The sequence below is a fragment of the Streptosporangium sp. NPDC050148 genome (assembly GCF_055586505.1).
In genome coordinates, this window is the sequence record NZ_JBVJIA010000007.1 from 224,675 (window position 1) to 247,045 (window position 22,371).

The following is a 22,371-nucleotide window of genomic DNA, read 5'->3' on the forward strand; positions in this document are numbered from 1 at the left end:
GAGCGGTTCGTCGGTGGCGTGTCTGGGGAGCCTCGGGCTGCCCCCCCCCCCCCCCTCCCCTCACCCCCCCCCCCCCCCCCCCCCCCCCCCCCCCCCCCCCGGACGCAGGACGTCGTGGGACCGGACCGACGGCCTCGTTCCTCCCCGTCGGACTCGCAGCGGGAGACGATCACAGACGATCACAGACGATCACACGGTCGGCCGCTCGACGACCTGAGGCCGGCCCCGAGATCCGTCGCCCGACGGGGGAGACGGTCAGGCGGCCGGCTGCTCGTCGATGGAGTCGACGCGGTCGGGGTAGAAGGCGACGTGGTCCTTGATCTCGGCGACGGCCGGGTGCGGCGACTCGTAGACCCACAAAGCGTCCACCACCTGCTCGCCGTCCACCGTGACGGTGTAGTAGCTCGCGTCGCCCTTGAACGGGCAGTAGGTGGCGGTGTCGGTCCGCTCCAGCAGCGAGCGGTCGACGTCGTCGATCGGGATGTACTGAACGGGCGGGTACGAGGCCTCCTGCAGCGTCAGCACGCGCTGCGAGTCGGCGACCACCCGGCCGGAGACCGAGACGACGACCCGGGCCGGGTTCGCCGTGATCGTGATCGGATGCTTGGCGCTGGGCTGAAGAACGGGCTTGTCGGTCATGGTGGGCACCCCTTTCTCTCGTGACCAGTCTGCCGCAGCCCGGATCCGGGCCGTCGGCCACCGCCCCGGGATCGTCCGGGGCACTGGACGGGCACGGACGGGACACGGATGGGACGAACAGGGATGGACGGGGACGGGTCAGGGGAGGTCGGCGGCGGTGGGGCGTGCCGACACGGGGTCCGGGCGGGTCCGCAGCAGGTGGACGGCCAGGAGGCCGAGCCAGCAGAAACCGGTCGCGATCGAGATCCGCTGCATCAGGCCACCGAGACCGGCGAAGCCCTCGGCCCCGGAGAACCCCATCCCGGCGAGCACGAACGAGACGAGGAACACCAGCCCGCCGGCCGCCGAGTAGACCGCCCAGCCGGTCTCGCCCCATCCGGCGAAGCGGCGGGCGAACACGAAGCACGCGGCGGCCAGCGCGGCGAAGAAGAGCAACGAGAACGGGACGTCGTGGAGACGGCCCTGCCAGGTGGAGACGCCCCGCGCGGCCGTGCCGGGCGGATAGCCGCCGATCGGGTCGGTCGGGAAGACACCGGCGCCGATCAACCCGATCGCGCTCGCACCGATCAGCAGCGGCCCCCAGGTCGAGCGCCGTCCGGGCGTACGGAGATCCCGGCGCAGGCCGACGGCGAAGACCAGCATCAGCAGACCGGTGACGACGAAGTTGGCGACCTGCGTCCATCCGTACGGACCCAGGGACAGGGAGCTGACCGGATGGCGCATCGGGTCGTAGCCGGCGCGGGTGGCCCCCTCGATCAGGAACGCGGTGACGAACAGGAGGCCGGCGGCCACTCCGCACAGGTAGGGAAGGGTGGCGCGTGGCGCCGTCGTGTTCTCTGCCGGGGTGCGCATCGATCCTCCTGCACGGGAGACGTCACGGTATCGGGGGAGAGGAACCGCCGGGTGCTTCCCAGGAACGCAGTATCCGCCTGCCGGACGGGCCGGAGCCAGTGCTCGGCCGTGACCTGAGCCCGTCCTGGGACCGGAACCTCCCCCGCGGTCCTCTTCCGGCCGATCAGGCGGGGCCGACCCCGGAGATCTGGTAGCGGGACACGTCGGCGTCGCGGATCATCGCGGACCGGTCGTCCTCCGGGCCGGAGCCCCGGAACGCCTCCAGGGCCTCCTCCGACTCCCACCGCTCGTAGACGTTGATCCGTCCGGTCTCGACGAGGTCGGCGCCGAGCGTGAAGTCGAGGCAGCCGGACGCGGCGCGGGCCTGCTCGACCACGGGCACGCACCCTCGCAGGTAGTCGTCCCGGGCGTCGGGGTCGACGCGGATCCAGCCTGAAACAATGATCATGCCGCCACCCTATGGCCCGCCACCGACAGGATCACCGCCGGACCGGAGCCGGTATGCAAGGGCTGACGCTTCCGTGCCGGTCGCGCATATCGGGCGCCCGCGGGGCACGTAGGATCCGACGGCCGGGCAGGTACGGCAGAGACGAGGACGGCGAGGGCGCGGTGTGAGTTTTGATCTCGGAGTCTGGCTCGGAACCGAACCGCTCACCGCGGCCGAGGCCCTCCGCCGGTACCTCCTCCGGACCGGGAGCGAGATCGCCTGCGGCGAGCCGAGCCCGGAGGTGGCGGCCTTCTACGAGGAGCTGACGTCGGTCTTCCCCGACCTGACCGCCGAGAACTACGCGACCTCGCCGTGGTCCGAGCCGTTGAGCGTGGGGGAGGACTTCGTGCTGATGAGCGCGGTCTTCCCCCGGGCCGGGGAGGTGTGCCGGGTCGTGCTGGAGATGTCCTGGCGGCACCCGCTGGTGATCTTCGAGCCGTAGGGGTGCCTCACGGGCCGTCGCGGGCCCTTCGCGTCGTACGGCGCGACGAGCCGGTCGGCGCCGGTCGGTGCGGGTCGGTGCCGGTCGGCGCGGTGAGGCCGCTCAGCGGCTGACTGCGTCGCCGGACGGGCGCAGCAGGCCGAGGTCGGAGCGGCGGGGGAGGCTCTCCCAGTCGCCGTCGGCGGTGACCGCGAAGGCCCCGGCGGCCGACGCCGTGGCCAGGCGCTCCTGTGGATCGGCTCCCGCGAGGGTCTCGGCGATCCAGCCCGCGGCGAAGGCGTCCCCGGCGCCCACCGGGTCGACCTCGGTGACCCGGTGCGGCTCGGCGTGCCGTACGACGCCGTCGGAGAGTTCCATCGCGCCCAGCGAGCCGCGCTTGACGAGGACGTGGCGCGGGCCGAGGTCGGCCAGGGCGCGGGCCAGGGCGAGCTGGTCGTCGCCCTCCACGACCAGCCGGGCCTCGGCCTCGGTCGCGAACATGACGTCCACCGTCGGGACGATCTCCCGCAGCACGGCGGACGCCTCGGCGGGCGTCCACAGTGCCCGGCGGTAGTTGACGTCCATCGACACGGTCACCCCCGCGTCGCGGGCCTCGGCGATCGCGGCCCGGACCGCCTCGGCGGCGGAGGCCGACAGGGCCGGGGTGATGCCGGTGACGTGCAGCACGCGGGCCGAACGGATCATCGAGGTGTCCAGGTCGGCCGGGCAGAGCCGGGATCCGGCGCTCGCCGAGCGGTAGTAGCGCACGTCCACCACCTCGGCCGTGCGCCTGCTCTTGATCATCAGGCCGGTGGGCGCGTCCGGGTCGACCCGCATCCCCCGTACGTCGACGCCCTCGCCCGCCAGCGTCGAGCGGAGCAGTTCCCCGAACTCGTCGTCGCCGACCCTGCCGATCCAGGCCGAGCGCCCGCCGAGCCGGGAGACGCCGATGGCCACGTTCGACTCCGCGCCCCCCACGCCCAGCCCGAAGTCGCGGGCGTGCCTGAGCGGGCCGGTGCGCCGCGCGCTGAACAGTGCCATGCTCTCGCCGAGCGTGACCAGGTCGGTCATGGAAGGGGCTCCTCACGCAGCGGGGTCGGTGATCGGTCGTACCCGGCCGCCCGCCGGTCCTCCCGGGATGATCCGGTACGCCGAATACCAGGTCAAGGGAGTGGATAGCGCTTTCTCGCGGCCATCGAGCAGCATAACGTCCCCTACCGGACGGCCGTCGAGCGGCATGGATCTTCCTCTAATTTTTGCTCGGTCCAGGGCACAACTGTCCCTCGGGGTGCTTGACAGGCCAAAATTGATCCGTGGTCAGGATCGGATCGGTAGAGATGAACGATTGCGAGCAGGGGAAGCTTCCGCCCGTTCTGCGCCAGTTGTTCGCCGACGGAGCCGACGGAGCTCGCGGGATGAGCGGAGGTGAGGGCAGGAGGCTCTCGGTGGACCTGCCGCCGGGTGAGCTGGTCTGGCCCGACCCCGGTTACGCTCAGCTCGCGATCCGTCACCGTCCGGCCTTCTGGCTCAGCGAGGTGACGGTCTCGGGGGAGTACTGGGCGCGGCTGCGGGCCGAGCACGAGCGGTCGGGGCTGTGGCCGGTGCTGCTGGAGGACTCCGTCCAGCCCTGGTCGGCCGGTCAGATCGCCCCGGACGCGGCGGCCGAGATCGACAACTACCACGTCGAGGCGTTCATGGCCGAGGTGTGGTCCGACTGGATCGCCAGGGCCCACGTCGACCAGCTCGAACTGCTCGACCCCTTCGGCCCGGAGTGCCCCGGCCCGGCCCCCGCGGGCAGGCTCGCCGCCGACCCCGGGGTGGTCGCGGACTGGTACGCGGGGATGGTGGCCGAGCGCAGGACGCCGCTCGGGCTCGTCGCGGTCGACCGCGGTGCCGACGCCCTGGCCGTCATGGGCTGGCAGGGCGCGCTGAACCACAACGAGTGGATGGTCCCGCTCGCGGCCGTCGTGCGCAGCTGGGAGGACAGGTTCGGGGTGCGGGTGGTCGGGATGGGGTTCAACACCCTCGACGTCAGCGTGGCGGCCCCGCCGACGACCTTCGAGCACGCCCTGCAGGTCGCCGCGGAGCACTGGACGTTCTGCCCCGACAGCATCATCCAGGGCGCGGGGACCCTCATCGACTACGCAGAGCAGATCAAGGGCAGGAACGCCTGGTCGTTCTGGTGGGACTGAGCCGTCCCGGGGCCGGGGGGCCGCGATCCCCGTAGCGGGCGGGCCTGTGGGGCCGCGAGACGCCCGTCCGAACAATCCCGGATGTTGAGTGCTTTAGAGGACTTTTTGCCAACAAGGTAGATCTTCTGGGGTTTTCGTGGTCTTTGCTTTGCTTTGTCTGGTTCTCGTGGGTAGTGTCCCCTGTTATCGGCCGGTGACCTGCCCTTCACAAGAGGGAGCGACCGCCCGACGTCGAATCCCGCAGGCCGGATGCCGCGGGAACCGGGGACCCATTTTCCGGGGTGAATCCGCCGCTCATGCGGCGGTAGGGCAACTCCACCGCCCGAACCCGTCAGCTAACCCGGTAGACGAGATGGAGAGGAGACCCCCTCATGGATGACCGCGTCACCGCGTCGGTGCACCCCCTGTCCGCGCCGACCACCTGAACCTTCCCCTGCCCCCCGTCCCCCATCCCCCGTACCTTTCGCGCCGCGCCTGATCGCGGCATTTCCAGGCAGCGCTCTGCGTAACGACTGGTTCGTCCGGTTACGCATTTTTTCCGACAGCGCGCCCTCGCCCGTGCGCCCCTTTTCGGCGTGTCGCACGCGGTAGCCCCGTTCCCTCGCGAAAGAGCCTTTCCCCCATGAGCCTCTTCTTTGGCATGCACAAGAACCGCCTGGCCGCCGCCGCCCTCGTCGGGGTGAGCGTGCTCGCCTCCGCGGGCGTCGCCTCCGCACTCCCCGCCTCTCCGTCCCTCGCCGCCGCCACCACCTCCGCGGTGAGCGGCCCCGAGGACGGCGTCGAGGCCGTCCTGCTCCACGGATCCACCCGCGCCTCCTACTTCTGGGACGACTCCTCCGGCCGCGCCGGGGACACCGGCCTGCCGGCCAGTGGCAAGCCGATGCAGAAGGGCATGATCGCCAGCCCGAGCTGGCCGCTGCTCACCGAGGGCTACATCCTCTACAAGGGCAAGCGGGCCAAGTTCTTCGTCGGCGACCGCGGCCCCGGGGTGCCCTCCAATCGCGGCATCATGCTCGACATCGACGCCAAGACCTTCGCCGACCTGACCGGCGGCACCTTCAACGCCGGCACGCTCGGTGTGGACGGCAACGGTGGCATGGGTCACATCGACGTCGAGTACGTGATCACCCGGTGGGGCGACGGCGTGGGCAGGAAGAACCACCCCGTGGCCTTCTCCACCGGTGCCTGGGGCCGCAAGGACCCCAACCCGGCCGATCCGCCCAAGACCGTGCTGGCCAAGTCCGGACGGCCGAAGAAGGTCACCGGGACCGAGCAGGTGAGCGCCGCGCCGATGTCGGCCAAGCCCAAGGTCATGGCCGAAGCCCTCTCCGCGGCCGGGCTGAGCGTGCGGGAGCCGGGCGCCGTCGTCTGGTAGCCGGTCGTCGCGACCGGCCCCGCCGGTGCCGGATCCTCTACAGAATGGCATTCTGTTTCGCAGGATCAACACGGTAGGAGTGCCATGACGACTCTGCGAACCCGGGCGAACGGCATCGAGATCGCCTACGACACCTTCGGCTCCCCCGAGGACCGCCCGCTCCTGTTGATCATGGGACTCGGTTCCCAGATGATCCACTGGGACGAGGACTTCTGCGGGCTGCTCGCCGGGCGCGGGCACCACGTGGTGCGTTTCGACAACCGTGACGTCGGTGAGAGCACCCACCTGCACGAGGCCGGAGCACCCGGACCCGGCTGGAACGGCCGGGTCCCCTACCTGGTCGGCGACATGGCCGACGACGCCGCGGGGCTGCTGGAGGCACTCGGCCTGGACTCCGCGCACGTGGTGGGCGTCTCGATGGGCGGGATGATCGCGCAGTCGCTGGCGATCCGCCACCCGCACCGGGTGCGCAGCCTCACCTCGATCATGTCCACCCCCAGCCCGCGGGCGGCGCCCCCGACCGAGGCCGCGATGGCCGCGCTCATGTCGCCGCCCTCGCCCGACCGCGAGGCGGCGATCCGGCGGGCCGTCGCGACCTGGGACGTCATCGGCTCACCCGGTTACCCGGCCGACCGCGAGCGGATCGCGAGGGTCGCCGCCCTTAGCTACGACAGGGCCTACGACCCGCCGGGCACCGCCAGGCAACTGGCCGCGATCATGGCCTCCGAGGACCGCGCCCCGCTGCTGGCGAAGCTGACGGTGCCGGCCCTCGTCCTGCACGGGGAGGACGACCAGCTCGTCCCGGTCTCCGGGGGGATCGCCACGGCCGAGGCGATCCCCGGCGCGCGCCTGCTCACCTTCCCCGGCATGGGCCACGACCTGCCCCGCGAACTCTGGACGGCCTTCGCCGACGCGATCGAGGAGCTCACCGGCTCCGCCGACCAGGCCGCCGCCGCGGCACGCTGAGGACCCGGCGTCCCGGGCCCGGGACCGTACGCCCCGGGGCCCGGCCGCCGACGGACGACCCGTCGACGAACGACCCGCCGGCACACGGGCTCCGGGAACACGGACCGCCGCAACCCGGACCGCCGGGACGTGCGCCCGGGACGCGGATCCGGGACGCGCCGGGAGGTTCAGACCTCGATCTTCTCCTCGATGCTCCGGAGGGTGTGCCGGGCGAGCGCCAGGTTGGACCGGTTCCGGTCGAGGGCCAGGTACATGAAGAGACCCTTGCCGTTCCGGCCGGTGAGCGGGCGGATCACGTGGTACTGCGTACCGAGCGTGATGAGGATGTCCTCGATGCCGTCCTTGAGGCCGAGCGAGTCCATGGTCCGCATCTTGGCCTTGACGACCTCGGTGTTGCCGGCCGCGGCCACCTGAAGGTCGAGGTCCTTGGAACCGCCGAGCGCGCCCAGCGCCATCCCGCTGCCGTAGTCGACGATCACCGCGCCGATGGCGCCGTCGATCGCCATCATCTCCTTGAGAGAGATGTCCATGTTGCCCATTCCTGCCTCCGCTCACTGGATGTTCACTGGGATATCGACGTACGCGAGGTGATGGCGGCCAGCCGGGCCGCCGTCTTCCTGCCCTCCAGCCTGAGCAGCCCGAGGTTGGTCCCCGGGCGCGCCAGCACTGTGAGGACGATCGTGGGGCCGGCGGCGTAGAGGGCCGCGTGGCCGTTGGTGCCGGAGATCAGCGTCTCCTCGAAGCCGCCCTTGCCGGTCATGCCCGTCATCCGACGGCTCAGGGCCAGCAACGCGGAGGAGAGCGCGCCGGTCTGCTCGGTCTCGTCGTCCAGGTCGCTCGCTATGGTCAGGCCGTCGACGCTGCTCGCGATGCTCCCGTCGACGTCGGGGATGCGCTCGCGCAGCAGCGCCATCTCACGGCGTACCTGCTCACGCAGTTCCACCGGCACCCTCCTTCCGATCAGCTTCGGTGTCCGCAGCCTTATCGGCATCGAACCGGGCTCATGTCAGTGCCTCCAATGCGTTCCTGAGCCGGATGAGCAGGTTCACGTCGGCCGGGTCCCCGTTCGCCCTGGGCAGCCACTCCGCCGTCCGCGTGGAACCCGCCGGGGCGTGCGGGATGTCCGTGGCGCCCCTGGCCCGCCTGGGCAGCGAATCCCGCGCGTCGGGCTCGCCGGGAACCTCGCCCGACCCCGACCCCGACCCCGACCCCGGAGCCGAACCCGGACCCGGAGCGGCGCCCGGGGCCGGAGGCGGGGCCGGAGGGGGAGCGGGAGTCGAGGCCGGTCTCTGGAGCAGTCCCGAGGAGGCGAGCTGCCGTACGGCCAGCAGCACCGAGTAGGCGGGGCGGCCCAGCCTGCGGGCCAGCTCGGCCGGGGTCGCGGTGCGGTCCGCGCCGACCAGCACCTCCCACTGCAACGGGCTCAGCATCACCCGCTGGGCGCCGATGCGCCGCAGCGGGACGACCGGGAGCGTGTCCAGCTCCGCCGACGGCCAGGTCCGTTCCAACCGTTCCCTCCTCCGCTCGCACTCCCGAAGCAGGCCGGTCACGTCGACGTGCCACTGCGGCCCCAGCCAGTGCCGCTCCCCGGGCCGGAACCGCGGCCTGCCCGTGGTCGTCCCCAGCAGGAAGTACGCGGCGTCGAGCACCGCGCTCAGCACGCAGAACTCCAGCTCGCCCCTGGTCAGCAGGCCCTGCTCGACCAGCCGCTCTCCACCGGAGACCAGAGGGCCGCGGGCCGTCCCCTCCCGCAGCTCGGCCGCGGCGGCGCGCCTGACGCTGCGCAGGAGCCCGGCGGGGACCCCGGCGCCGGTGACGAGCAGGTCCTCCAGCCGGGGGGCCGCCGCGCTCTGGGCGTAGGTGACCCGTCCGTCGGTGAGGTAGAGGACCCCCGCCCGGCCGAGGCGGAGCGAGCCGGTGGCGCGGTCGGCGGCGAGCCCGTCGAGGACGCCGAGGACCCCCTGGGCACTGCGGGCGCTGGGGGTACCGGTAGGGGTACCGGAGGTACTGCGGACGCTCTCGACGCTCGGCACGGGCTCACGTCGATGTCAGACGGCCGGAGAGCACCTGGAGCCGGTGCCGGGCCAGCGCGAGGTTCGAGCGGTCCCGGTCGAGCCGGACGTAGATGACGAGCGGGCCGTCGAAGGGCGTCTCCAGCGGCCTCAGCACGTGGTGGCCGCCGTCGGTGGTCACCATCATGTCGTCGATCCGGACCGTGCCGCCGGGGGAGACGACGGCCAGCCCGTCCAGCGTCGCGCGCAGGGTCTCGTTCAGTCCCGCGGCCGACCTCTCCACGCCCTCCACGCCGGTGTGACGGCTCGCGCCGCCGGCCGCCACGGCCGTCCCGCTGGTCTGGTCGATGAGGATCGCGTCCAGGGCACCGGGGATGGCCATCACCTCGGTCAGGCAGTCTTCGATTCCGAGCACGTGCTCTCCCTCGCCGGTGATGTCACGCATCGCCCGGACAGCGTAGGGAAAAGCACGGGGAATACTCCGGCTCATCAGTTGATATGGCCGGAAAAGACATACGATTCATTAACCGGGTGGGAAAAGACACACTCCGGGTGGAATCAATCCTCCAAATCGTCGGTGATGAGAGCCTTTTCGTCCGGCTTGAAAACAAGAATGTTCTTCACATAGGAATCCACCGCGGCGGGCAGCCCGACATCGGCCCCGGCCTCCTCCGACATGTACCAGCGGTGGTCGAGCACCTCGTGGAAGAACTGGGCCGGCTCCAGCTTGCCCCGCAGCTCCTGCGGCACGGCCTCCACCGTGGGCTGGAAGACCTCGGCCAGCCAGCGGTGGGCCACGATCGCCTCGTCCTCGTGGCGCAGGCCGACCGAGACCCGGAAGGAGTCGAGGTCGTTCAGCAGCCGCCTGGCCTGGTTCTCCTCCACGTCCAGGCCGGTGAGCCGGAGCAGCCTGCGCTGGTGGTGCCCGGCGTCCACCACCTTGGGCCGGACGATCAGGCGGCCGGTGCCGGCCTTGCGGCGGACCATCATCTCGGCGACGTCGAAGCCCAGCGAGTTCAGCCGCCGGATCCGCTGGTCGATCATGTGCCAGTCGACCTCCTCGATGATGTCGTCGGAGGTCAGCTCGCCCCACAGGCGGTGGTAGCGCTCGCAGATGGAGTCGGCGACCCGCTCCGGGTCGATGGTGGGGTGCAGCAGCCCACCGGCCTCCAGGTCGAGCATCTCGCCGAAGATGTTGGTGTGCGCCACCTCGATGTCGTACAGCCGCTGGCCCTCGCTGATCATGGGGTGCAGCTCGCCGGTCTCGGCGTCGACCAGGTAGGCGGCGAACGAGCCCGCGTCCCGGCGGAACAGGATGTTCGACAGCGAGCAGTCGCCCCAGTAGAAGCCGCTGATGTGCAGCCGTACCAGCAGCACGGCCAGGGCGTCGAGCAGCCGGTTGAGCGTCTCGGGCCGTACCGTCCCGGACATGACCGCCCGATAGGGCAGGGAGAACTGCAGGTGCTGGGTGATGAGCGCGGAGTCGAGCGGCTCGCCCGAGGCGTCGGCGCGCCCGGTGACCACGGCCACCGGCTCGACGGACGGGGTGTCCATCCTGGACAGGTCCCACAGCAGGCGGTACTCGCGCTTGGCGTAGTACTCGCTGATCTCCTTGATCGCGTACACCTTGCCCGAGAGCCGGGTGAAGCGCACCACGTGCCGGGAGATGCCGCGCGGCAGGGAGACCAGGCGGTGCTCGGGCCAGTTCTCCAGCGGGACGTCCCAGGGCAGGCGGATGAGGTCCGGATCGCTCGGGGCGCCGGTGAGCTGCAGGGGCATCGGGTCAGTCCTCGCGACGGGGGAAGGTGGGCGGGTCGAAGGCGCGCCGGACCACGTCGGCGAGCTGCTCCTCGGTGAGCACGCGCGGCTCGCCGACGGACCTGGCGCGCACGTAGACCTCGCAGAGCCACTCCAGCAACCGGGTCGCCTCGAAGGCGCCGTCCAGGTCGTCGCCGATCGTGACCCCGCCGTGGTTGGCCATCAGCGCGGCGCGCTTGCCGGCCAGGGCCTCCCGTACGGAGGCCGCCAGCTCGGGGGTGCCGTAGGTGGCGTAGTCCGCGACGCGGACGGTCCCGCCCAGCAGCAGGGCGTTGTAGTGGATCGGCGGCAGCTCGCCCATGGTGGTGGCGACCACGGTGCCGAAGACCGAGTGGGTGTGCACCACGGCACCGGCCCCGGTGGCCGCGTAGACCGCCAGGTGCATGGGCGTCTCGGAGGAGGGGGACAGGTCACCGTCCACGAGGTGGCCCCCGACGTCGACGACGGGACAGGCCTCCGGCTCCAGCCGGCCGAGGGGGACGCCGCCGGGCGTCACCGCCACCAGGTCGCCCGCGCGGACGCTGAGGTTCCCCGCGGTCCCGACCACCAGACCGGACGCGGCGGCGCGGTGGCCGTACTCACACAGCAGGCGGCGCTGCTCGGCCAGCAACATGTCCCAAAAGTAGGGGCTTGCGGTACCGGGCGGCAAACCCCCATTATCTGGTCTAGACCGGTTGCCGCTCCCAGGTGACCGGAAGGTGCGGTTCCTTTACCTCCCTGACGTGCGAACGTCAATGGTCATCGGGAGAATATCGGCTACCGTGTGCCGTTCTGTCAGCGGATCGTGCTTCCTCGGCGTCCGACGGCTACCGGAAAGGTCGCGGGGACATCACGGCTCGGTCTAGACCGGCTGCGAACCCTTGACGGTGGACTCCGGGGTACGTACCTTCGGGCAAACGTTTAGGAAACTTTCCTAATTCATCCCCCGTTCAGGAGGGTTGCATGTCCCATTCGGCCGGTACGCCCGGAGACATCACCCGGCGGCAGATGCTCCGCCGGATCGGCATGAGCGCCCTGATCGCCGGTCCCGGCGCCGGGCTGCTCACCGCCTGCGCCACCGGCGGTGGCGCGGCTCCCGCCTCCAGCGCCTCGCCGGCCGCCTCGGCGGGCGGCGCGGTGTCCGCGAAGAACCCGTTCGGCGTCCCCGCGAACGCGCCCCTCGAGGTCGTGATCTTCAAGGGCGGCCTCGGTGACGGCTACGCCGTGGAGGTCCACGAGCCGCTGTACAAGAAGGCCTTCCCGCAGGCGCAGATCAAGCACGTCGCCACCCAGCAGATCGCGCAGACCCTGCAGCCGCGGTTCGCCGGCGGCGACGTCCCCGACATGATCGCCAACTCCGGCACCGACCTGATGGACAACGCCGCCCTGCAGAAGGAGGGCCAGCTGCTGGAGCTCACCGAGCTCTGGGACGCCCCCTCGATCGACGACCCGAGCAAGAAGGTGCGCGACATGGTCGCGCCGGGCACCGTCGAGTCCGGCCTCATCGACGGCAAGCCGTACCTGATGAACTACGTCTTCTCCGCGTACGGCCTCTGGTACGACTCCGCGCTGTTCGAGGAGAAGGGCTGGACGCCGCCGAAGACCTTCGACGAGTTCAAGACCTTCGCCGAGACGGCCAAGGCCGCCGGGATCACCCCGTTCGCGTACGCCGGCAAGAACGCCGCCTACTACGCGTACTGGATGATCCTCATCTCCGCCGCCAAGATCGAGGGCAACCAGATCCTGGTCGACGTCGACAACCTCGTCGACGGCGTCTGGCAGCGCGACGCCATGAAGCAGTCCGCCGCCGCCTGGGCCGAGATCGGCAAGCACATGGACAAGTCCTTCGAGGGCCTGATCCACACCGAGGTGCAGCTCCGCCAGAACCAGGGCAAGGTCGCGCTGTACCCGTCGGGCTCCTGGCTGGAGAACGAGCAGAAGGCGCAGACGCCCAAGGAGTTCAAGTACGCGCTGACGCCCACCCCCAGCGTCACCGCGGCCGACAAGATGCCGTTCGAGGCCATCCGCGCCGCGGCCGGCGAGGCCTACATCGTCCCCGCCAAGGCCAAGAACCCCCGGGGCGGCCTGGAGTACCTGCGCATCATGCTCTCCAAGGAGGGCGCCAAGGGCTTCACCGAGAAGTCCGGCAACATCACCGTCGTGACCGGTGCCGCCGACGGCCTGGAGCTGACCCCCGGCAACGCGAGCCTCAGCGCCGCCCAGAGCGCCGCGGGCCAGAACATCGTCACCTTCAGCAGCTTCGAGAACTGGTACAAGGAGTTCGAGACCGAGCTGCGCAAGCAGACCAACGCCCTGATGTTCGGCCGCATCTCCGCCGACGAGTTCTGCGAGAAGGTGCAGAAGGCCGCCGACAAGACCAAGGCCGACTCGTCCGTCACCAAGCAGAAGCGGACGGTGTAGCTCCCCATGCGGCAGGGCAAGTACCCGTTCATCGTCGGCTTTCTCGCCGCGCCCGTCCTCCTCTACGTGGTCTTCGTGGTCAGCCCGTACGTCCAGGCTTTCTACATCTCGCTGACCGACTGGAAGGGCATCTCGGCGAACCCCCGGTTCATCGGCCTGGAGAACTTCACCAGGCTCTTTGACGACGAGGTCTTCTGGGCTGCGGTGCGTCACCACGGTGTTCTGCTGCTTGTCATGCCGCTGGCCACGCTCGTGATCGCGCTGTTCTTCTCCTTCCTGCTCAACCTGGGCGGCGGGCAGCACGGCGGCCGGATGGCCGGGATCTGGGGCTCGAAGGTCTATCGTGTGATCTTCTTCCTGCCCCAGGTCCTGGCCGTGGCCATCGTCGGCGTCCTCTTCCAGGCGATCTACCGCCCGGACGAGACCGGCGTGCTCAACAGCCTGCTCGGCAAGGTCGGCATCGACCCGGTCGGCTGGCTCATCGACCCGGACATCGCCCTGCTGTCGATCATCGGCGTGATGGTCTGGCAGGCGGTCGGCTTCTACGTGGTGCTGTTCTCGGCCGGCATGTCGTCGATCCCCGCGGACGTGTTCGAGGCCGCCGCGCTGGACGGCGCCGGCCGGTTCACCCTGTTCTTCCGGATCACGGTCCCGCTGCTCTGGGACACCATGCAGGTCGCCTGGGTCTACCTCGGCATCGCCGCCTTCGACGCCTTCGCCCTGGTCCAGGTGCTCTCGGTCGACCGCGGCGGGCCGGACAACTCCACCACGGTGCTGCCGATGGAGATCTGGCGCACCGCGTTCAACTTCTCCAAGTTCGGCTACGCCTCGGCGATGGGCGTGGCGCTGTTCTTCCTGACCATCACGTTCGCCGCCCTCACCCTGCGCGTGACCCGGCGCGAGAGGATCGAGTTCTGATGGCCACGGACACGGCTCGCAAGCCCGCCACCCGCCCTTCCGCCCCGGCGCACGTGAGGCGCCGCAGGAAGAACCCGATCGGCGCCTTCGGGGTGCTCTCCCACCTGGCGCTGCTGGTCTGGGCGATCCTGATCGTCGGCCCGATCCTGTGGACGTTCCTGTCCTCCTTCAAGACCAACACCGAGATCTTCGGGGACGCCGTCACGCTGCCGGCCTCGTTCGGCTGGGACGCCTGGGGGCGGGCCTGGGAGAAGGCCCACATCGGGCAGTACATGCTGAACACCGTCTTCGTGGTGGCGTGCGCCACGGCCGGCACCATGCTGCTGGGCTCGATGGCGGCGTACGTGCTGGCGCGCTACACCTTCCCCGGCAACAGGCTGATCTACTTCCTGTTCGTGTCGGGGATGACGTTCCCGGTCTTCCTCGCGCTGGTCCCGCTGTTCTTCGTGGTCAAGAACCTCGGCCTGCTCGACACCCACCTCGGCGTGATCCTGGTCTACATCGCCTACTCGCTGCCGTTCACGGTCTTCTTCCTGTCGGCGTTCTTCAAGACGCTGCCCACCTCGGTGGCCGAGGCGGCGATGATGGACGGCTGCTCGCACACCCGGACGTTCTTCCAGATCATGGTGCCCATGGCCAAGCCGGGTCTGGTCAGCATCACGATCTTCAACATCCTGGGCCAGTGGAACCAGTACCTGCTGCCGATCGTGCTGCTCACCGGCAACGTCGAGGACAAGTGGCTGATCACCCAGGGCGTCGCCAACATCTCCACCAACGCCGGGTACGAGGCCGACTGGCCCGGCCTGTTCGCCGCGCTGAGCATGGCCATCGTGCCCGTCATGATCGTCTACATCATCTTCCAGCGCCAGATCCAGTCGGGCCTCACCTCCGGCGCCGTCAAGTGAGCCCGAGCCGTCCGGCGATCACCGGATGACCGGATCCGGTCAGATCACCGGTCCCGCGGAGTAATCCCGGAAGGGGTGCCGGGAGTCGTTCATAGGCGTAAGCGACTCCCGTCCCCTTCCCGCGGAGCACCGGACATCATGGCCCATCCCGACCAGGACTTCCCCTTCCCGTTCTTCGGCGCGGGGGAGGCGAGCTACTACATGTGGGCAGAGGTGCACGTGCGCTTCGCCCGGGAACCCTCGGCCTCCCAGCGGGCGGTCATCACCGACACCGTCCCGGCCCCGCTGCGCGGGGCGATCGACTGGTGCGAGGGACGTCAGCTGATGGTCTCCAGCGGCCTGTCCCTGCACGGCGCGCTGGTCCGCTCCTACCCGGCCGCCGACGGCGACTCCGACCGGATCGACGACGACGGCTGGCTGCACGCGGCCCCCTCCCGGGTCGCCGCCCTCAACGCCGACATCGAGGACTGGCTGCTGCGCATCGACCGGGAGTGCCCGATCCTGGCCGCCCACCGCGCCGAGGACCCGGACGGCGGCGGTACCCGCCTGTCGGACTGGCACGCCTGGAGCCTCACCCGGCTGCCCGGCCTGCTGCCCGAGCTGGAGCCCCTGCTCGACCGGGCCGGCCACGCCACCTCGATGGCCCGGGACATCCTGGCCATGGCCCGGCGCGCCGGAACCCTGCCCCGGCTTGGCGTCCTCACCCCGGACGTGATCTCCTGGCGGGATGAACCTGCTTGACGACTCCGCGGTGCGCGACAGGCTCACCGCAGTGCCCGAGTGGCGGCGCGAGGGCGACGAGATCCGCCGCACGATCACCGCCGCCGACTTCCCGGCCGCGATCCGCATCGTGGACGAGATCGCGGTCGAGGCCGAGAAGCTCAACCACCACCCCGACATCGACATCCGCTGGCGCACCCTGCACCTTGCGCTGACCACGCACGACGCCGGCGGCCTGACCGAGCTGGACTTCACCCTGGCCGCCCGGATCGACGAGATAGCCGCCGGCGCCTGAGCGCCCGGCCGGTCGGGGGCCTTCACGGGACGGCGGGGGGCCTTCACGGGACGGCGGGGGGGCGGCGAGCTTCACAGGACGGCAGGGGGACGGTGAGCAAGATCGGTCATTGACGGGCGCATCCGGCCGTGCGGACCATGAAGGCGTTCACGAGACCCCCTTCTCGTGACGGACGAGCGAGAGATCCTCTCCTTCATCAGCGCAGGGAGCCCCCCATGCCCCACATCACCCTCCCCACCGACGAGCCCGGGATCCTCGGCCTCTTCCGGTTCCGCCCGGAGACGGCAGGGCCGCTCAACCAGCTCGTGGAGGTCCTGCTCCGCGGCGACAGCACGCTGTCGCGCGGGGAACGCGAGCTGATCGCGGCGTACGTGTCGTCGCTGAACAGCTGCCGGTTCTGCTTCTCCTCGCACGCCGCGTTCGCCGCCGCGCAGCTGCCCGAGGGGATGACGCTGGTGGAGCAGGTGCGCGCGGATCCGGACGGCGCGCCGATCCCGGCGAAGACGAAGGCGCTGCTGGCCATCGCGGCGGCCGTGCAGAAGGGCGGGCAGGAGGTCTCCGACAAGCACGTCGAGGCCGCCAGGGCGGAGGGCGCCACCGACCTGGAGATCCACGACACGGTGCTCATCGCGGCGGCGTTCTGCATGTTCAACCGCTACGTCGACGGCCTGGGCACGTTCGCCCCCGACGACCCCGCCGAGTACGCGGAGATGGCCAAGGTCATCGTCGCCGAGGGCTACGGCACCCACTGACCGGAAGCGGCCAACACCCTGTGTGATCACGAGATCACGATTAGGGTGGGCGCTGTTCCTCGTCGGCCCGGTCAGGGAGATCATTGTGCGCACCCTGGGAGTTCTCGTCGCCGCCCTCCTGCTCTGCGCGGGCTGCGGCGATCAGGTCGACGCGCAGCACCCTGCCGGGCATCGCTCCGGCGCGAGCGCGAGCGGCGCGACCGACGCCGGGATCCGTCTCGCCGGGGGCGGCACGCTCACCGCCCCGGCGCAGCGCGCCTCCGCGATCGTCTACGACACGGCGCTGGTGCCCGCGGGGGCCGAGGTCACGGTCACCGCGGAGTCGGGGGCGGTGCTCTCCACCTCCACGGTCACCGCCAAGGGCATGCTCCCGGCGCGCGCCTACGGGGTGCACCTGCACGTCAACCCGTGCGGCCCCAAGCCGGACGACGCCGGGCCGCACTACCGGCACGCCCACACCCACGCGAGTGCCGAGAACGAGGTCTGGCTCGACTTCACCACCGACGCCCGCGGCAGCGCCACCGCCACCGCCACCCAGGACTGGGCGTTCAGTCCCGGACGGCCGCCCCGGTCCCTGGTGATCCACGCCGAGCCGACCCGTACCGCGGGCGCCGAGGCCGGCAACGCGGGTCCCCGGGTCGCCTGCGTCACCCTCGTCCAACGCTGAGACCCCGGCGCCAAGACCTCAACGCCGAGGCTTCAATGCTGAGACCCCGGCGTCGGGACTTCAGTGCCGAGACTTCAACGCCAAGACTTCAACGCCGAGGCCCGGCACCGGAAACCGGTGCCGGGCCTCGTTGTTCGATTCGGATGTCCTAGGGTTCGGACGTGTTCCGGTTCGAATGTGTCCTGGTCCGGACGCGCCGGATTCGGACGCGCCTGGTCCGGGCGCCCGGGATCCGGGTGGCGTCCGGGGTCAGGCGTGACCGGCGGGGATGCTGCCGAGGCGGCCCGCCTGGTAGTCCTCGAACGCCTTGACGAGCTCCTCCTGGGTGTTCATCACGAACGGCCCGTAGTGCGCGACCGGCTCGCCGATCGGCAGGCCGCCGAGCACGATGACCTCCAGGTTGGGGCTGCGGCCGTCCTGGGTTCCCGCCGCGGCGAGCGTGACGGTCTCCCCGTCGGTGCCCAGCCCCGGAAGGGTGCCGAAGCCCTCGAAGACGGCCAGCTGGCCCGACTCGATCGGCTGCCGGTCGGCTCCGACGCCGCCGCGGCCGGACAGGACGTACGCGAGCGCGTTGAAGTCCTTGCGCCAGGGGAGCGTCAGCCGCGAGCCGGGGCTGAGCGAGGCGTGCAGCAGGGTGATCGGCGTCCGGGTGGAGCCGGGGCCGGTGAACCCGGCGACCTCGCCCGCGATCAGGCGGACCAGCGCCCCGCCGTCGTGGCTGCTCAGCAGGACGACGTTGCTCCGGCCGATGTCCTGGTACGCGGGCGCGACCATCTTCTCGCGGCCCGGCAGGTTGACCCAGAGCTGGATCCCGTGGAACAGGCCGCCCTTGTTCACCAGCCACTCCGGCGGGGCCTCCCGGTGCAGGATGCCGCCACCGGCCGTCATCCACTGGGTGTCGCCGTCGGAGATCGTGCCTCCGCCGCCGTGCGAGTCGGCGTGCTCCATCACCCCGTCGATCATGTAGGTGACGGTCTCGAAGCCCCGGTGCGGGTGCCAGGGGGTGCCCTTGGGCTCGCCCGGCGCGTAGTCGACCTCGCCCATCTGGTCCATCATGATGAACGGGTCCAGGTACTGCGGCCTGATCGTCGCCAGTGCCTTGCGGACCGGGAAGCCCTCTCCCTCGAATCCGCTCGGGGCGGTGGTCACGGCCAGTACCTGACGCTCGCGGACCGCGTCGAGCGGCTGCGGCAGGCGGGGCAGGGTCAGCGGGTTCTCTACGGTCACGGCGGGCATCTCGGGTTCCTTCCTCGGTGTTCGCCCGTGACAACTCAGTTGATGTTTCAACTATTCCTTGGCGAAAGAGGCCGTGGCACCGGGATGCCACGGCCTCGAAGAACGATCATGATCGGCGGGGTGCGCGACCCGGCCCGTATCAGCCGGGGAAGGGGTCCGGGGAGGGGCCCGTCGCGGAGGAGGAACCGCGGGAGGTCACTCGTCGTCGGCCAGGGCGAAACCGCCCCGGCTCAGCGAGATCAGCTCGGCGGCGACCACCTGCTCGTCCAGCGCGGCACCGGGGTCGGAGGCGAACACGGTGACGACGTGGGTCCTCCCCGAGGCCGAGCGGGCCGCGTACGACAGGTTCAGCACGCCCACCTCGGAACCGCCCTTGGCCCAGACCGCGGGCCACCTCTTCCGGTCGAGCTTCAGCCCGAGGTCGTTGACCGACATGATCTCGCCGACCCGCCCGCTCTTCGAGCGGAGCAGGCCCGCGTAGGCGCGGCAGACGTCGCGGGGCGAGCCGAACCACTCCAGCGTGTCGATCTCCCTGGGCCTCTCCCAGAGCGTGATGTCCGAGAGCGACTGCTTCGCGACCGTGTTCGCCAGGTAGGCACGCCGGCCCGCGGCGTCCAGCGCCAGGTAGGTGCGGGCCTGGTCGGGGTGGTTCACGCCCTTGAGCAGGAAGGCCTCGCGGGTGGTGAGGAAGGGGGTGTTCCGCCCGGCGTGACCCGACCAGCGACGTACCGTTGCCTCCACGGCCTTGCGGCCGACCGTGTGGATCAGGACGTCGGTGGCGGTGTTGTCGCTGATGGAGATCATCAGCTTGGCGGCCTCGCTGACCGTGACGGTGCTGCCGTCCGGGCGGGTCGTCAGCCCGTCCTCGCCCAGGCTCTTCCACTCGGGCCTGATCGTGATCTTGGTGTTCCAGCTCAGCCCGCCGTCACGGATCTTCTCGGCCACGGCGCCCAGCACGTACAGCTTGAAGACCGACCCCAGTGGCCGGACCGTGTCCGGCGCCACGGCGTGCGCGACGTCGCACCTGCCCCGGGAGTCGATCTCCGCGGCCAGGAGGCCGGTCCGCGGGGCGACCTTGCGGAGCCGGGCGTCGAGCTGCTTCCAGGTCCGCGGTGCGGCGGGCACGGAGGGGGCCGGAGGGGTGACCCCGGCCAGGTTGATCCTTCCGTCGCCGTCCACACCGAGCTGGACGACGAAGTCCTTCTCGCCGATCCTCCCGGCCCCGGCCAGCGACGACGGCGTGACCCTGGTCAGTCTCTCCAGGCGGAACCCCTTCGCCGCCTTCAGGAAGGCGTTGACGCCGTCGAGGGTCAGCGAGGAGAGGTAACCGGCGTTGAAGTGCTCCCGCAGCTCGTGCTCGGCCACGGGCGCCCGATCCGTCGCGCCGAGGAACCAGCGCAGCTGCCGTCCCGCCGGGCTGTCCGGGATCTTCGGCTCGGCGCCGGTCGTCACGGCCGGTACGACGGTGCGGGACGCGACGGTGCCGGAGGAGAGGGTGCTGGACGAGACGGTGCGGGACGAGAGGGTGCCGGACGCGACGGTGCCGGGTACGACCGCGCCGGGTGCGGTTCGGGCGGACGCGGCGGTCGCGGGGGCGACGACGGCGGGGGCGGCGGCCGCGGGCAGGGCCGTCACCGGTACGACGGCGGCGACGGCGATGGCGAGGGCCGGCAGACGCTTCGATCGGGACGGTGACCGCATCAGGTGCTCCTTCGGACGTTCTCCTGCGTCGCGGCAACCTCCCCGGTGATCTCCCCGCGAAACCCGCGAAACCGTACGCCGCACCTGGACCCGGCCCGTTCCCCTCCCCGGCCGGAAGGGGGACCACCTGGGCGAACGGCCCGCTGGTCGCCGTGGTCCGGTTCACCGTACGTACCCCGGAAATCGGGTGTGGCCGTGTCCCTCCGGCCGAGTCGTTCCCCGCGGCGGGCCGTTCCGTCAGCCGAAGACCGCGGGCGGGGGGACGGGGATGAGGACGGCGTCACCGTCGTTCAGCGGCCTGGCTCCGGCGATGAACCGGACGACGTCCTCGCCGTCCACGCAGCGGGCCTGGGTGAGGCCGCCCGCGGCCCTGCGGGTCAGGCCGGACACGGGCAGCGGCACGCGGGAGGCGGCGACGATGAGGTTGCCGAAGCGGCGCCCGCGCAGCACGCCGGGCTCGGCGAGCAGCACCACCTGCGGGAACGCGTCGCGGACGGTGGCCAGCACCCGGCGGGTGAAGGCCAGCCCCTTGCCGTCGGCGACGTTGATCAGCACGGTGCCGGCCGGGCGCAGGACGCGGGCGACGTCCCGCATGTACTCGGAGGTGGCCAGCTCGATCGGCATCGTGGCACCGCTGAAGGCGTCCAGCACGAGCAGGTCGGCGAAGTCGTCCTCAAGACCGGCGGTGGCGGTACGGCCGTCGAGGATCCTGACCTTCAGCCGGGGCACCGACTTGAGCCTGAGGTGGTCCCGGACGAGCTGGACGAGCCCGGCGTCGGGCTCGGCGACGATCTGCCGGGACCCCGGCCGGGTCGCCGCGACGTAGCGGGGCAGCGTGCAGGCGCAGCCGCCGACGTGCACGACGTCCAGCGGGCCCTCGTCCAGCAGGTCGATCACGTGGGCCATCAGCCGGACGTACTCGAAGTCGAGGTAGACGGGGTCGTCCAGGTCGACGTAGGACTGCGGCACGCCGTCCTTGGAGATCACCCAGCCGGAGGACCGGTCGAGGTCCTGCAGCAGGTCGACCTCGCCGAACGTCACCGGGTACCGTCCCGGCATCGGCTCGCGCGCTTCCCGTCCGGCCATCGGCCCGTTCCTCTCGTCCTGGTGTGCGCCGGCCCTTCCCGGGGAACCCGGGGGAGGCCACGCAGGAAACCGTATGCCCGCCCGGGAGTGAACGGTGACGGTGAGGCCGGGCCTGCCGGCACGGGAGCCGGTGTAGGAAGGATCACAACCTACGATCACGTAACTTACGCTAGCGTAGGTTCATGGCCACCATCACGGAAAGGCTCGCTCCCGCCGAGTCCGTCAAGCCTCGTCTGCGCGGCTGGCTGCACGCCGGGGCGCTGCCCGTGGCGCTCGTCGCGGGCTTCGTCCTCGTCGCGCTGGGACCCACCCTGCAGGCCCGGCTCGCCGCCGCGATCTACGCGATCACCTCCGCGCTGCTCTTCGGCATCTCGGCGACCTACCACCGGGGCACGCTCTCCCCGCGGCTGGAGGAGGTGCTGCGCCGTCTCGACCACGCCAACATCTACCTGATCATCGCGGGCACCTACACGCCGTTCGCGCTGCTCGCCCTGGACGGTCCCGCCGCCGCGGTGGTGCTCGGCGTGGTCTGGACGGGCGCGATCGCGGGGGTGCTCTTCCGCGTGCTGTGGACCGGCGCCCCCCGCTGGCTCTCGACCGCGCTCTACATCGGCCTCGGCTGGACGGCCGTGTTCGTGCTCCCCCAGCTCCTGGAGGGGGCCGGGGTCGTCGCGGTCGCCCTGATCTTCGTCGGCGGGGTGCTCTACACGGCGGGCGGCATCGTGTACGGCATGCGCCGCCCCGATCCCTCCCCGCGCTGGTTCGGCTTCCACGAGGTCTTCCACGCCTTCACCGTCGCCGCCTACCTGGTCCAGTACGCGGGCGTCTCGCTGGTCGTCTACGCGGCGGTGTGACCCCCGGGGGGCGTGTCCTACGAGCGACGGCCGTCCGTCTTGATACGAAATATCGGAATTTGGCCGAGTGATGGT

The 22,371-nt window shown here is 70.9% G+C and carries 25 protein-coding genes and 1 riboswitch; of the genes, 12 read left to right on the forward strand and 13 right to left on the reverse strand.

Annotation, left to right across the window (positions count from 1 at the left end; translation table 11 throughout):
* Positions 1-255: 255 nt before the first annotated feature.
* The 3 genes from ACZ6RT_RS10390 to ACZ6RT_RS10400 form a co-directional block, all read right to left on the reverse strand.
* A complete protein-coding gene (locus ACZ6RT_RS10390) occupies positions 256-639 on the reverse strand; it encodes a DUF427 domain-containing protein (protein ID WP_470152981.1) in 384 nt (127 codons plus the stop codon).
* Positions 640-777: 138 nt separating this feature from the next.
* Complete coding sequence (locus ACZ6RT_RS10395; RefSeq protein WP_399186180.1) at positions 778-1,491, reverse strand: DUF998 domain-containing protein; 714 nt, start codon at positions 1,489-1,491, stop codon at positions 778-780.
* A gap of 163 nt (positions 1,492-1,654) precedes the next feature.
* Positions 1,655-1,939: a putative quinol monooxygenase gene (locus tag ACZ6RT_RS10400; RefSeq protein ID WP_470152983.1), complete on the reverse strand. Its 285-nt coding sequence runs from the start codon at positions 1,937-1,939 to the stop codon at positions 1,655-1,657.
* A 163-nt stretch (positions 1,940-2,102) separates the two neighbouring features.
* Here ACZ6RT_RS10400 and ACZ6RT_RS10405 point away from each other — a divergent pair, with 163 nt between their 5' ends.
* A complete protein-coding gene (locus ACZ6RT_RS10405) occupies positions 2,103-2,420 on the forward strand; it encodes a hypothetical protein (RefSeq protein ID WP_399186178.1) in 318 nt (105 codons plus the stop codon).
* Between the two features lie 102 nt (positions 2,421-2,522).
* Here ACZ6RT_RS10405 and ACZ6RT_RS10410 read toward each other — a convergent pair whose 3' ends face one another.
* Positions 2,523-3,470, reverse strand: a complete 948-nt coding sequence (locus ACZ6RT_RS10410; protein WP_470152985.1) for a sugar kinase — start codon at positions 3,468-3,470, stop codon at positions 2,523-2,525.
* A gap of 344 nt (positions 3,471-3,814) precedes the next feature.
* On the opposite strand from ACZ6RT_RS10410, the gene ACZ6RT_RS10415 reads away from it, so the two are divergent.
* The 3 genes from ACZ6RT_RS10415 (at position 3,815) to ACZ6RT_RS10425 (ending at position 6,932) form a co-directional block, all read left to right on the forward strand.
* Positions 3,815-4,591, forward strand: a complete 777-nt coding sequence (locus ACZ6RT_RS10415; protein ID WP_399186176.1) for a DUF4253 domain-containing protein — start codon at positions 3,815-3,817, stop codon at positions 4,589-4,591.
* Between the two features lie 219 nt (positions 4,592-4,810).
* Positions 4,811-4,956: riboswitch (cyclic di-AMP (ydaO/yuaA leader) on the forward strand.
* Between the two features lie 257 nt (positions 4,957-5,213).
* Positions 5,214-5,966 (forward strand): hypothetical protein, encoded by a 753-nt coding sequence (locus tag ACZ6RT_RS10420; protein ID WP_470152987.1) that lies wholly within the window; start codon positions 5,214-5,216, stop codon positions 5,964-5,966.
* 84 nt (positions 5,967-6,050) lie between these two features.
* Positions 6,051-6,932 (forward strand): alpha/beta fold hydrolase, encoded by an 882-nt coding sequence (locus ACZ6RT_RS10425; RefSeq protein ID WP_470152989.1) that lies wholly within the window; start codon positions 6,051-6,053, stop codon positions 6,930-6,932.
* Between the two features lie 167 nt (positions 6,933-7,099).
* Here ACZ6RT_RS10425 and ACZ6RT_RS10430 read toward each other — a convergent pair whose 3' ends face one another.
* The 6 genes from ACZ6RT_RS10430 to ACZ6RT_RS10455 form a co-directional block, all read right to left on the reverse strand.
* Positions 7,100-7,471, reverse strand: a complete 372-nt coding sequence (locus ACZ6RT_RS10430; RefSeq protein ID WP_399186173.1) for a hypothetical protein — start codon at positions 7,469-7,471, stop codon at positions 7,100-7,102.
* Positions 7,472-7,494: 23 nt separating this feature from the next.
* On the reverse strand, positions 7,495-7,875 hold the full coding sequence (locus ACZ6RT_RS10435; protein ID WP_470152991.1) for a roadblock/LC7 domain-containing protein: 381 nt from the start codon (positions 7,873-7,875) through the stop codon (positions 7,495-7,497).
* Between the two features lie 58 nt (positions 7,876-7,933).
* Positions 7,934-8,965, reverse strand: a complete 1,032-nt coding sequence (locus ACZ6RT_RS10440) for a DUF4388 domain-containing protein (RefSeq protein ID WP_470152993.1) — start codon at positions 8,963-8,965, stop codon at positions 7,934-7,936.
* Positions 8,966-8,969: 4 nt separating this feature from the next.
* The gene (locus tag ACZ6RT_RS10445) at positions 8,970-9,359 is read right to left on the reverse strand and encodes a roadblock/LC7 domain-containing protein (RefSeq protein WP_399186170.1); all 390 of its coding nucleotides are present in this window, start codon (positions 9,357-9,359) and stop codon (positions 8,970-8,972) included.
* A gap of 143 nt (positions 9,360-9,502) precedes the next feature.
* Positions 9,503-10,723 (reverse strand): DUF4032 domain-containing protein, encoded by a 1,221-nt coding sequence (locus tag ACZ6RT_RS10450; RefSeq protein WP_399186169.1) that lies wholly within the window; start codon positions 10,721-10,723, stop codon positions 9,503-9,505.
* Between the two features lie 4 nt (positions 10,724-10,727).
* On the reverse strand, positions 10,728-11,375 hold the full coding sequence (locus ACZ6RT_RS10455) for a class II aldolase/adducin family protein (protein WP_470152996.1): 648 nt from the start codon (positions 11,373-11,375) through the stop codon (positions 10,728-10,730).
* A 329-nt stretch (positions 11,376-11,704) separates the two neighbouring features.
* Between ACZ6RT_RS10455 and ngcE the strand changes: the two genes are divergently transcribed.
* The 7 genes from ngcE (at position 11,705) to ACZ6RT_RS10490 (ending at position 17,419) form a co-directional block, all read left to right on the forward strand.
* Positions 11,705-13,162: an N-acetylglucosamine/diacetylchitobiose ABC transporter substrate-binding protein gene (ngcE, locus tag ACZ6RT_RS10460; protein ID WP_399186167.1), complete on the forward strand. Its 1,458-nt coding sequence runs from the start codon at positions 11,705-11,707 to the stop codon at positions 13,160-13,162.
* A 6-nt stretch (positions 13,163-13,168) separates the two neighbouring features.
* Positions 13,169-14,080 (forward strand): carbohydrate ABC transporter permease, encoded by a 912-nt coding sequence (locus ACZ6RT_RS10465; protein ID WP_399186166.1) that lies wholly within the window; start codon positions 13,169-13,171, stop codon positions 14,078-14,080.
* A complete protein-coding gene (locus ACZ6RT_RS10470) occupies positions 14,080-14,985 on the forward strand; it encodes a carbohydrate ABC transporter permease (RefSeq protein ID WP_470152998.1) in 906 nt (301 codons plus the stop codon). The genes ACZ6RT_RS10465 and ACZ6RT_RS10470 overlap by 1 nt, the downstream gene beginning before the upstream one ends.
* Positions 14,986-15,123: 138 nt before the next feature.
* A complete protein-coding gene (locus tag ACZ6RT_RS10475; protein ID WP_470153000.1) occupies positions 15,124-15,726 on the forward strand; it encodes a hypothetical protein in 603 nt (200 codons plus the stop codon).
* Positions 15,713-16,000, forward strand: a complete 288-nt coding sequence (locus ACZ6RT_RS10480; protein WP_399186163.1) for a 4a-hydroxytetrahydrobiopterin dehydratase — start codon at positions 15,713-15,715, stop codon at positions 15,998-16,000. The genes ACZ6RT_RS10475 and ACZ6RT_RS10480 overlap by 14 nt, the downstream gene beginning before the upstream one ends.
* 215 nt (positions 16,001-16,215) lie before the next feature.
* A complete protein-coding gene (locus ACZ6RT_RS10485) occupies positions 16,216-16,752 on the forward strand; it encodes a carboxymuconolactone decarboxylase family protein (protein ID WP_470153001.1) in 537 nt (178 codons plus the stop codon).
* 85 nt (positions 16,753-16,837) lie between these two features.
* Positions 16,838-17,419 carry a superoxide dismutase family protein gene (locus ACZ6RT_RS10490; protein ID WP_470153003.1) on the forward strand — a complete coding sequence of 194 codons (582 nt, stop codon included), beginning with the start codon at positions 16,838-16,840 and terminating at the stop codon, positions 17,417-17,419.
* A gap of 249 nt (positions 17,420-17,668) precedes the next feature.
* Here ACZ6RT_RS10490 and ACZ6RT_RS10495 read toward each other — a convergent pair whose 3' ends face one another.
* The 3 genes from ACZ6RT_RS10495 to ACZ6RT_RS10505 all read right to left on the reverse strand — a co-directional run bounded on the left by ACZ6RT_RS10495 (position 17,669) and on the right by ACZ6RT_RS10505 (position 21,442).
* Positions 17,669-18,655: a pirin family protein gene (locus ACZ6RT_RS10495; RefSeq protein WP_399186161.1), complete on the reverse strand. Its 987-nt coding sequence runs from the start codon at positions 18,653-18,655 to the stop codon at positions 17,669-17,671.
* A gap of 195 nt (positions 18,656-18,850) precedes the next feature.
* Positions 18,851-20,356 (reverse strand): serine hydrolase, encoded by a 1,506-nt coding sequence (locus tag ACZ6RT_RS10500; RefSeq protein ID WP_470153004.1) that lies wholly within the window; start codon positions 20,354-20,356, stop codon positions 18,851-18,853.
* 237 nt (positions 20,357-20,593) lie between these two features.
* A complete protein-coding gene (locus tag ACZ6RT_RS10505) occupies positions 20,594-21,442 on the reverse strand; it encodes a spermidine synthase (protein WP_470153006.1) in 849 nt (282 codons plus the stop codon).
* A 182-nt stretch (positions 21,443-21,624) separates the two neighbouring features.
* Here ACZ6RT_RS10505 and trhA point away from each other — a divergent pair, with 182 nt between their 5' ends.
* Entirely contained in the window at positions 21,625-22,296 is a 672-nt protein-coding gene (gene trhA / locus ACZ6RT_RS10510; RefSeq protein WP_470153007.1) for a PAQR family membrane homeostasis protein TrhA, read from the forward strand.
* Positions 22,297-22,371 lie beyond the last annotated feature (75 nt).

Bases quoted from the DNA above. Each gene is read 5' to 3' on its own strand.
- ACZ6RT_RS10430 (WP_399186173.1), bottom strand. From the start codon at position 7,471: ATGGGCAACATGGACATCTCTCTCAAGGAGATGATGGCGATCGACGGC.
- ACZ6RT_RS10485 (WP_470153001.1), top strand. From the start codon at position 16,216: ATGCCCCACATCACCCTCCCCACCGACGAGCCCGGGATCCTCGGCCTC.
- ACZ6RT_RS10420 (WP_470152987.1), top strand. From the start codon at position 5,214: ATGAGCCTCTTCTTTGGCATGCACAAGAACCGCCTGGCCGCCGCCGCC.
- ACZ6RT_RS10390 (WP_470152981.1), bottom strand. From the start codon at position 639: ATGACCGACAAGCCCGTTCTTCAGCCCAGCGCCAAGCATCCGATCACG.
- ngcE (WP_399186167.1), top strand. From the start codon at position 11,705: ATGTCCCATTCGGCCGGTACGCCCGGAGACATCACCCGGCGGCAGATG.
- ACZ6RT_RS10400 (WP_470152983.1), bottom strand. From the start codon at position 1,939: ATGATCATTGTTTCAGGCTGGATCCGCGTCGACCCCGACGCCCGGGAC.
- trhA (WP_470153007.1), top strand. From the start codon at position 21,625: ATGGCCACCATCACGGAAAGGCTCGCTCCCGCCGAGTCCGTCAAGCCT.
- ACZ6RT_RS10475 (WP_470153000.1), top strand. From the start codon at position 15,124: ATGGCCCATCCCGACCAGGACTTCCCCTTCCCGTTCTTCGGCGCGGGG.
- ACZ6RT_RS10505 (WP_470153006.1), bottom strand. From the start codon at position 21,442: ATGGCCGGACGGGAAGCGCGCGAGCCGATGCCGGGACGGTACCCGGTG.
- ACZ6RT_RS10410 (WP_470152985.1), bottom strand. From the start codon at position 3,470: ATGACCGACCTGGTCACGCTCGGCGAGAGCATGGCACTGTTCAGCGCG.
- ACZ6RT_RS10415 (WP_399186176.1), top strand. From the start codon at position 3,815: ATGAGCGGAGGTGAGGGCAGGAGGCTCTCGGTGGACCTGCCGCCGGGT.
- ACZ6RT_RS10500 (WP_470153004.1), bottom strand. From the start codon at position 20,356: ATGCGGTCACCGTCCCGATCGAAGCGTCTGCCGGCCCTCGCCATCGCC.
- ACZ6RT_RS10480 (WP_399186163.1), top strand. From the start codon at position 15,713: ATGAACCTGCTTGACGACTCCGCGGTGCGCGACAGGCTCACCGCAGTG.
- ACZ6RT_RS10470 (WP_470152998.1), top strand. From the start codon at position 14,080: ATGGCCACGGACACGGCTCGCAAGCCCGCCACCCGCCCTTCCGCCCCG.
- ACZ6RT_RS10465 (WP_399186166.1), top strand. From the start codon at position 13,169: ATGCGGCAGGGCAAGTACCCGTTCATCGTCGGCTTTCTCGCCGCGCCC.
- ACZ6RT_RS10395 (WP_399186180.1), bottom strand. From the start codon at position 1,491: ATGCGCACCCCGGCAGAGAACACGACGGCGCCACGCGCCACCCTTCCC.
- ACZ6RT_RS10450 (WP_399186169.1), bottom strand. From the start codon at position 10,723: ATGCCCCTGCAGCTCACCGGCGCCCCGAGCGATCCGGACCTCATCCGC.
- ACZ6RT_RS10425 (WP_470152989.1), top strand. From the start codon at position 6,051: ATGACGACTCTGCGAACCCGGGCGAACGGCATCGAGATCGCCTACGAC.
- ACZ6RT_RS10495 (WP_399186161.1), bottom strand. From the start codon at position 18,655: ATGCCCGCCGTGACCGTAGAGAACCCGCTGACCCTGCCCCGCCTGCCG.
- ACZ6RT_RS10455 (WP_470152996.1), bottom strand. From the start codon at position 11,375: ATGTTGCTGGCCGAGCAGCGCCGCCTGCTGTGTGAGTACGGCCACCGC.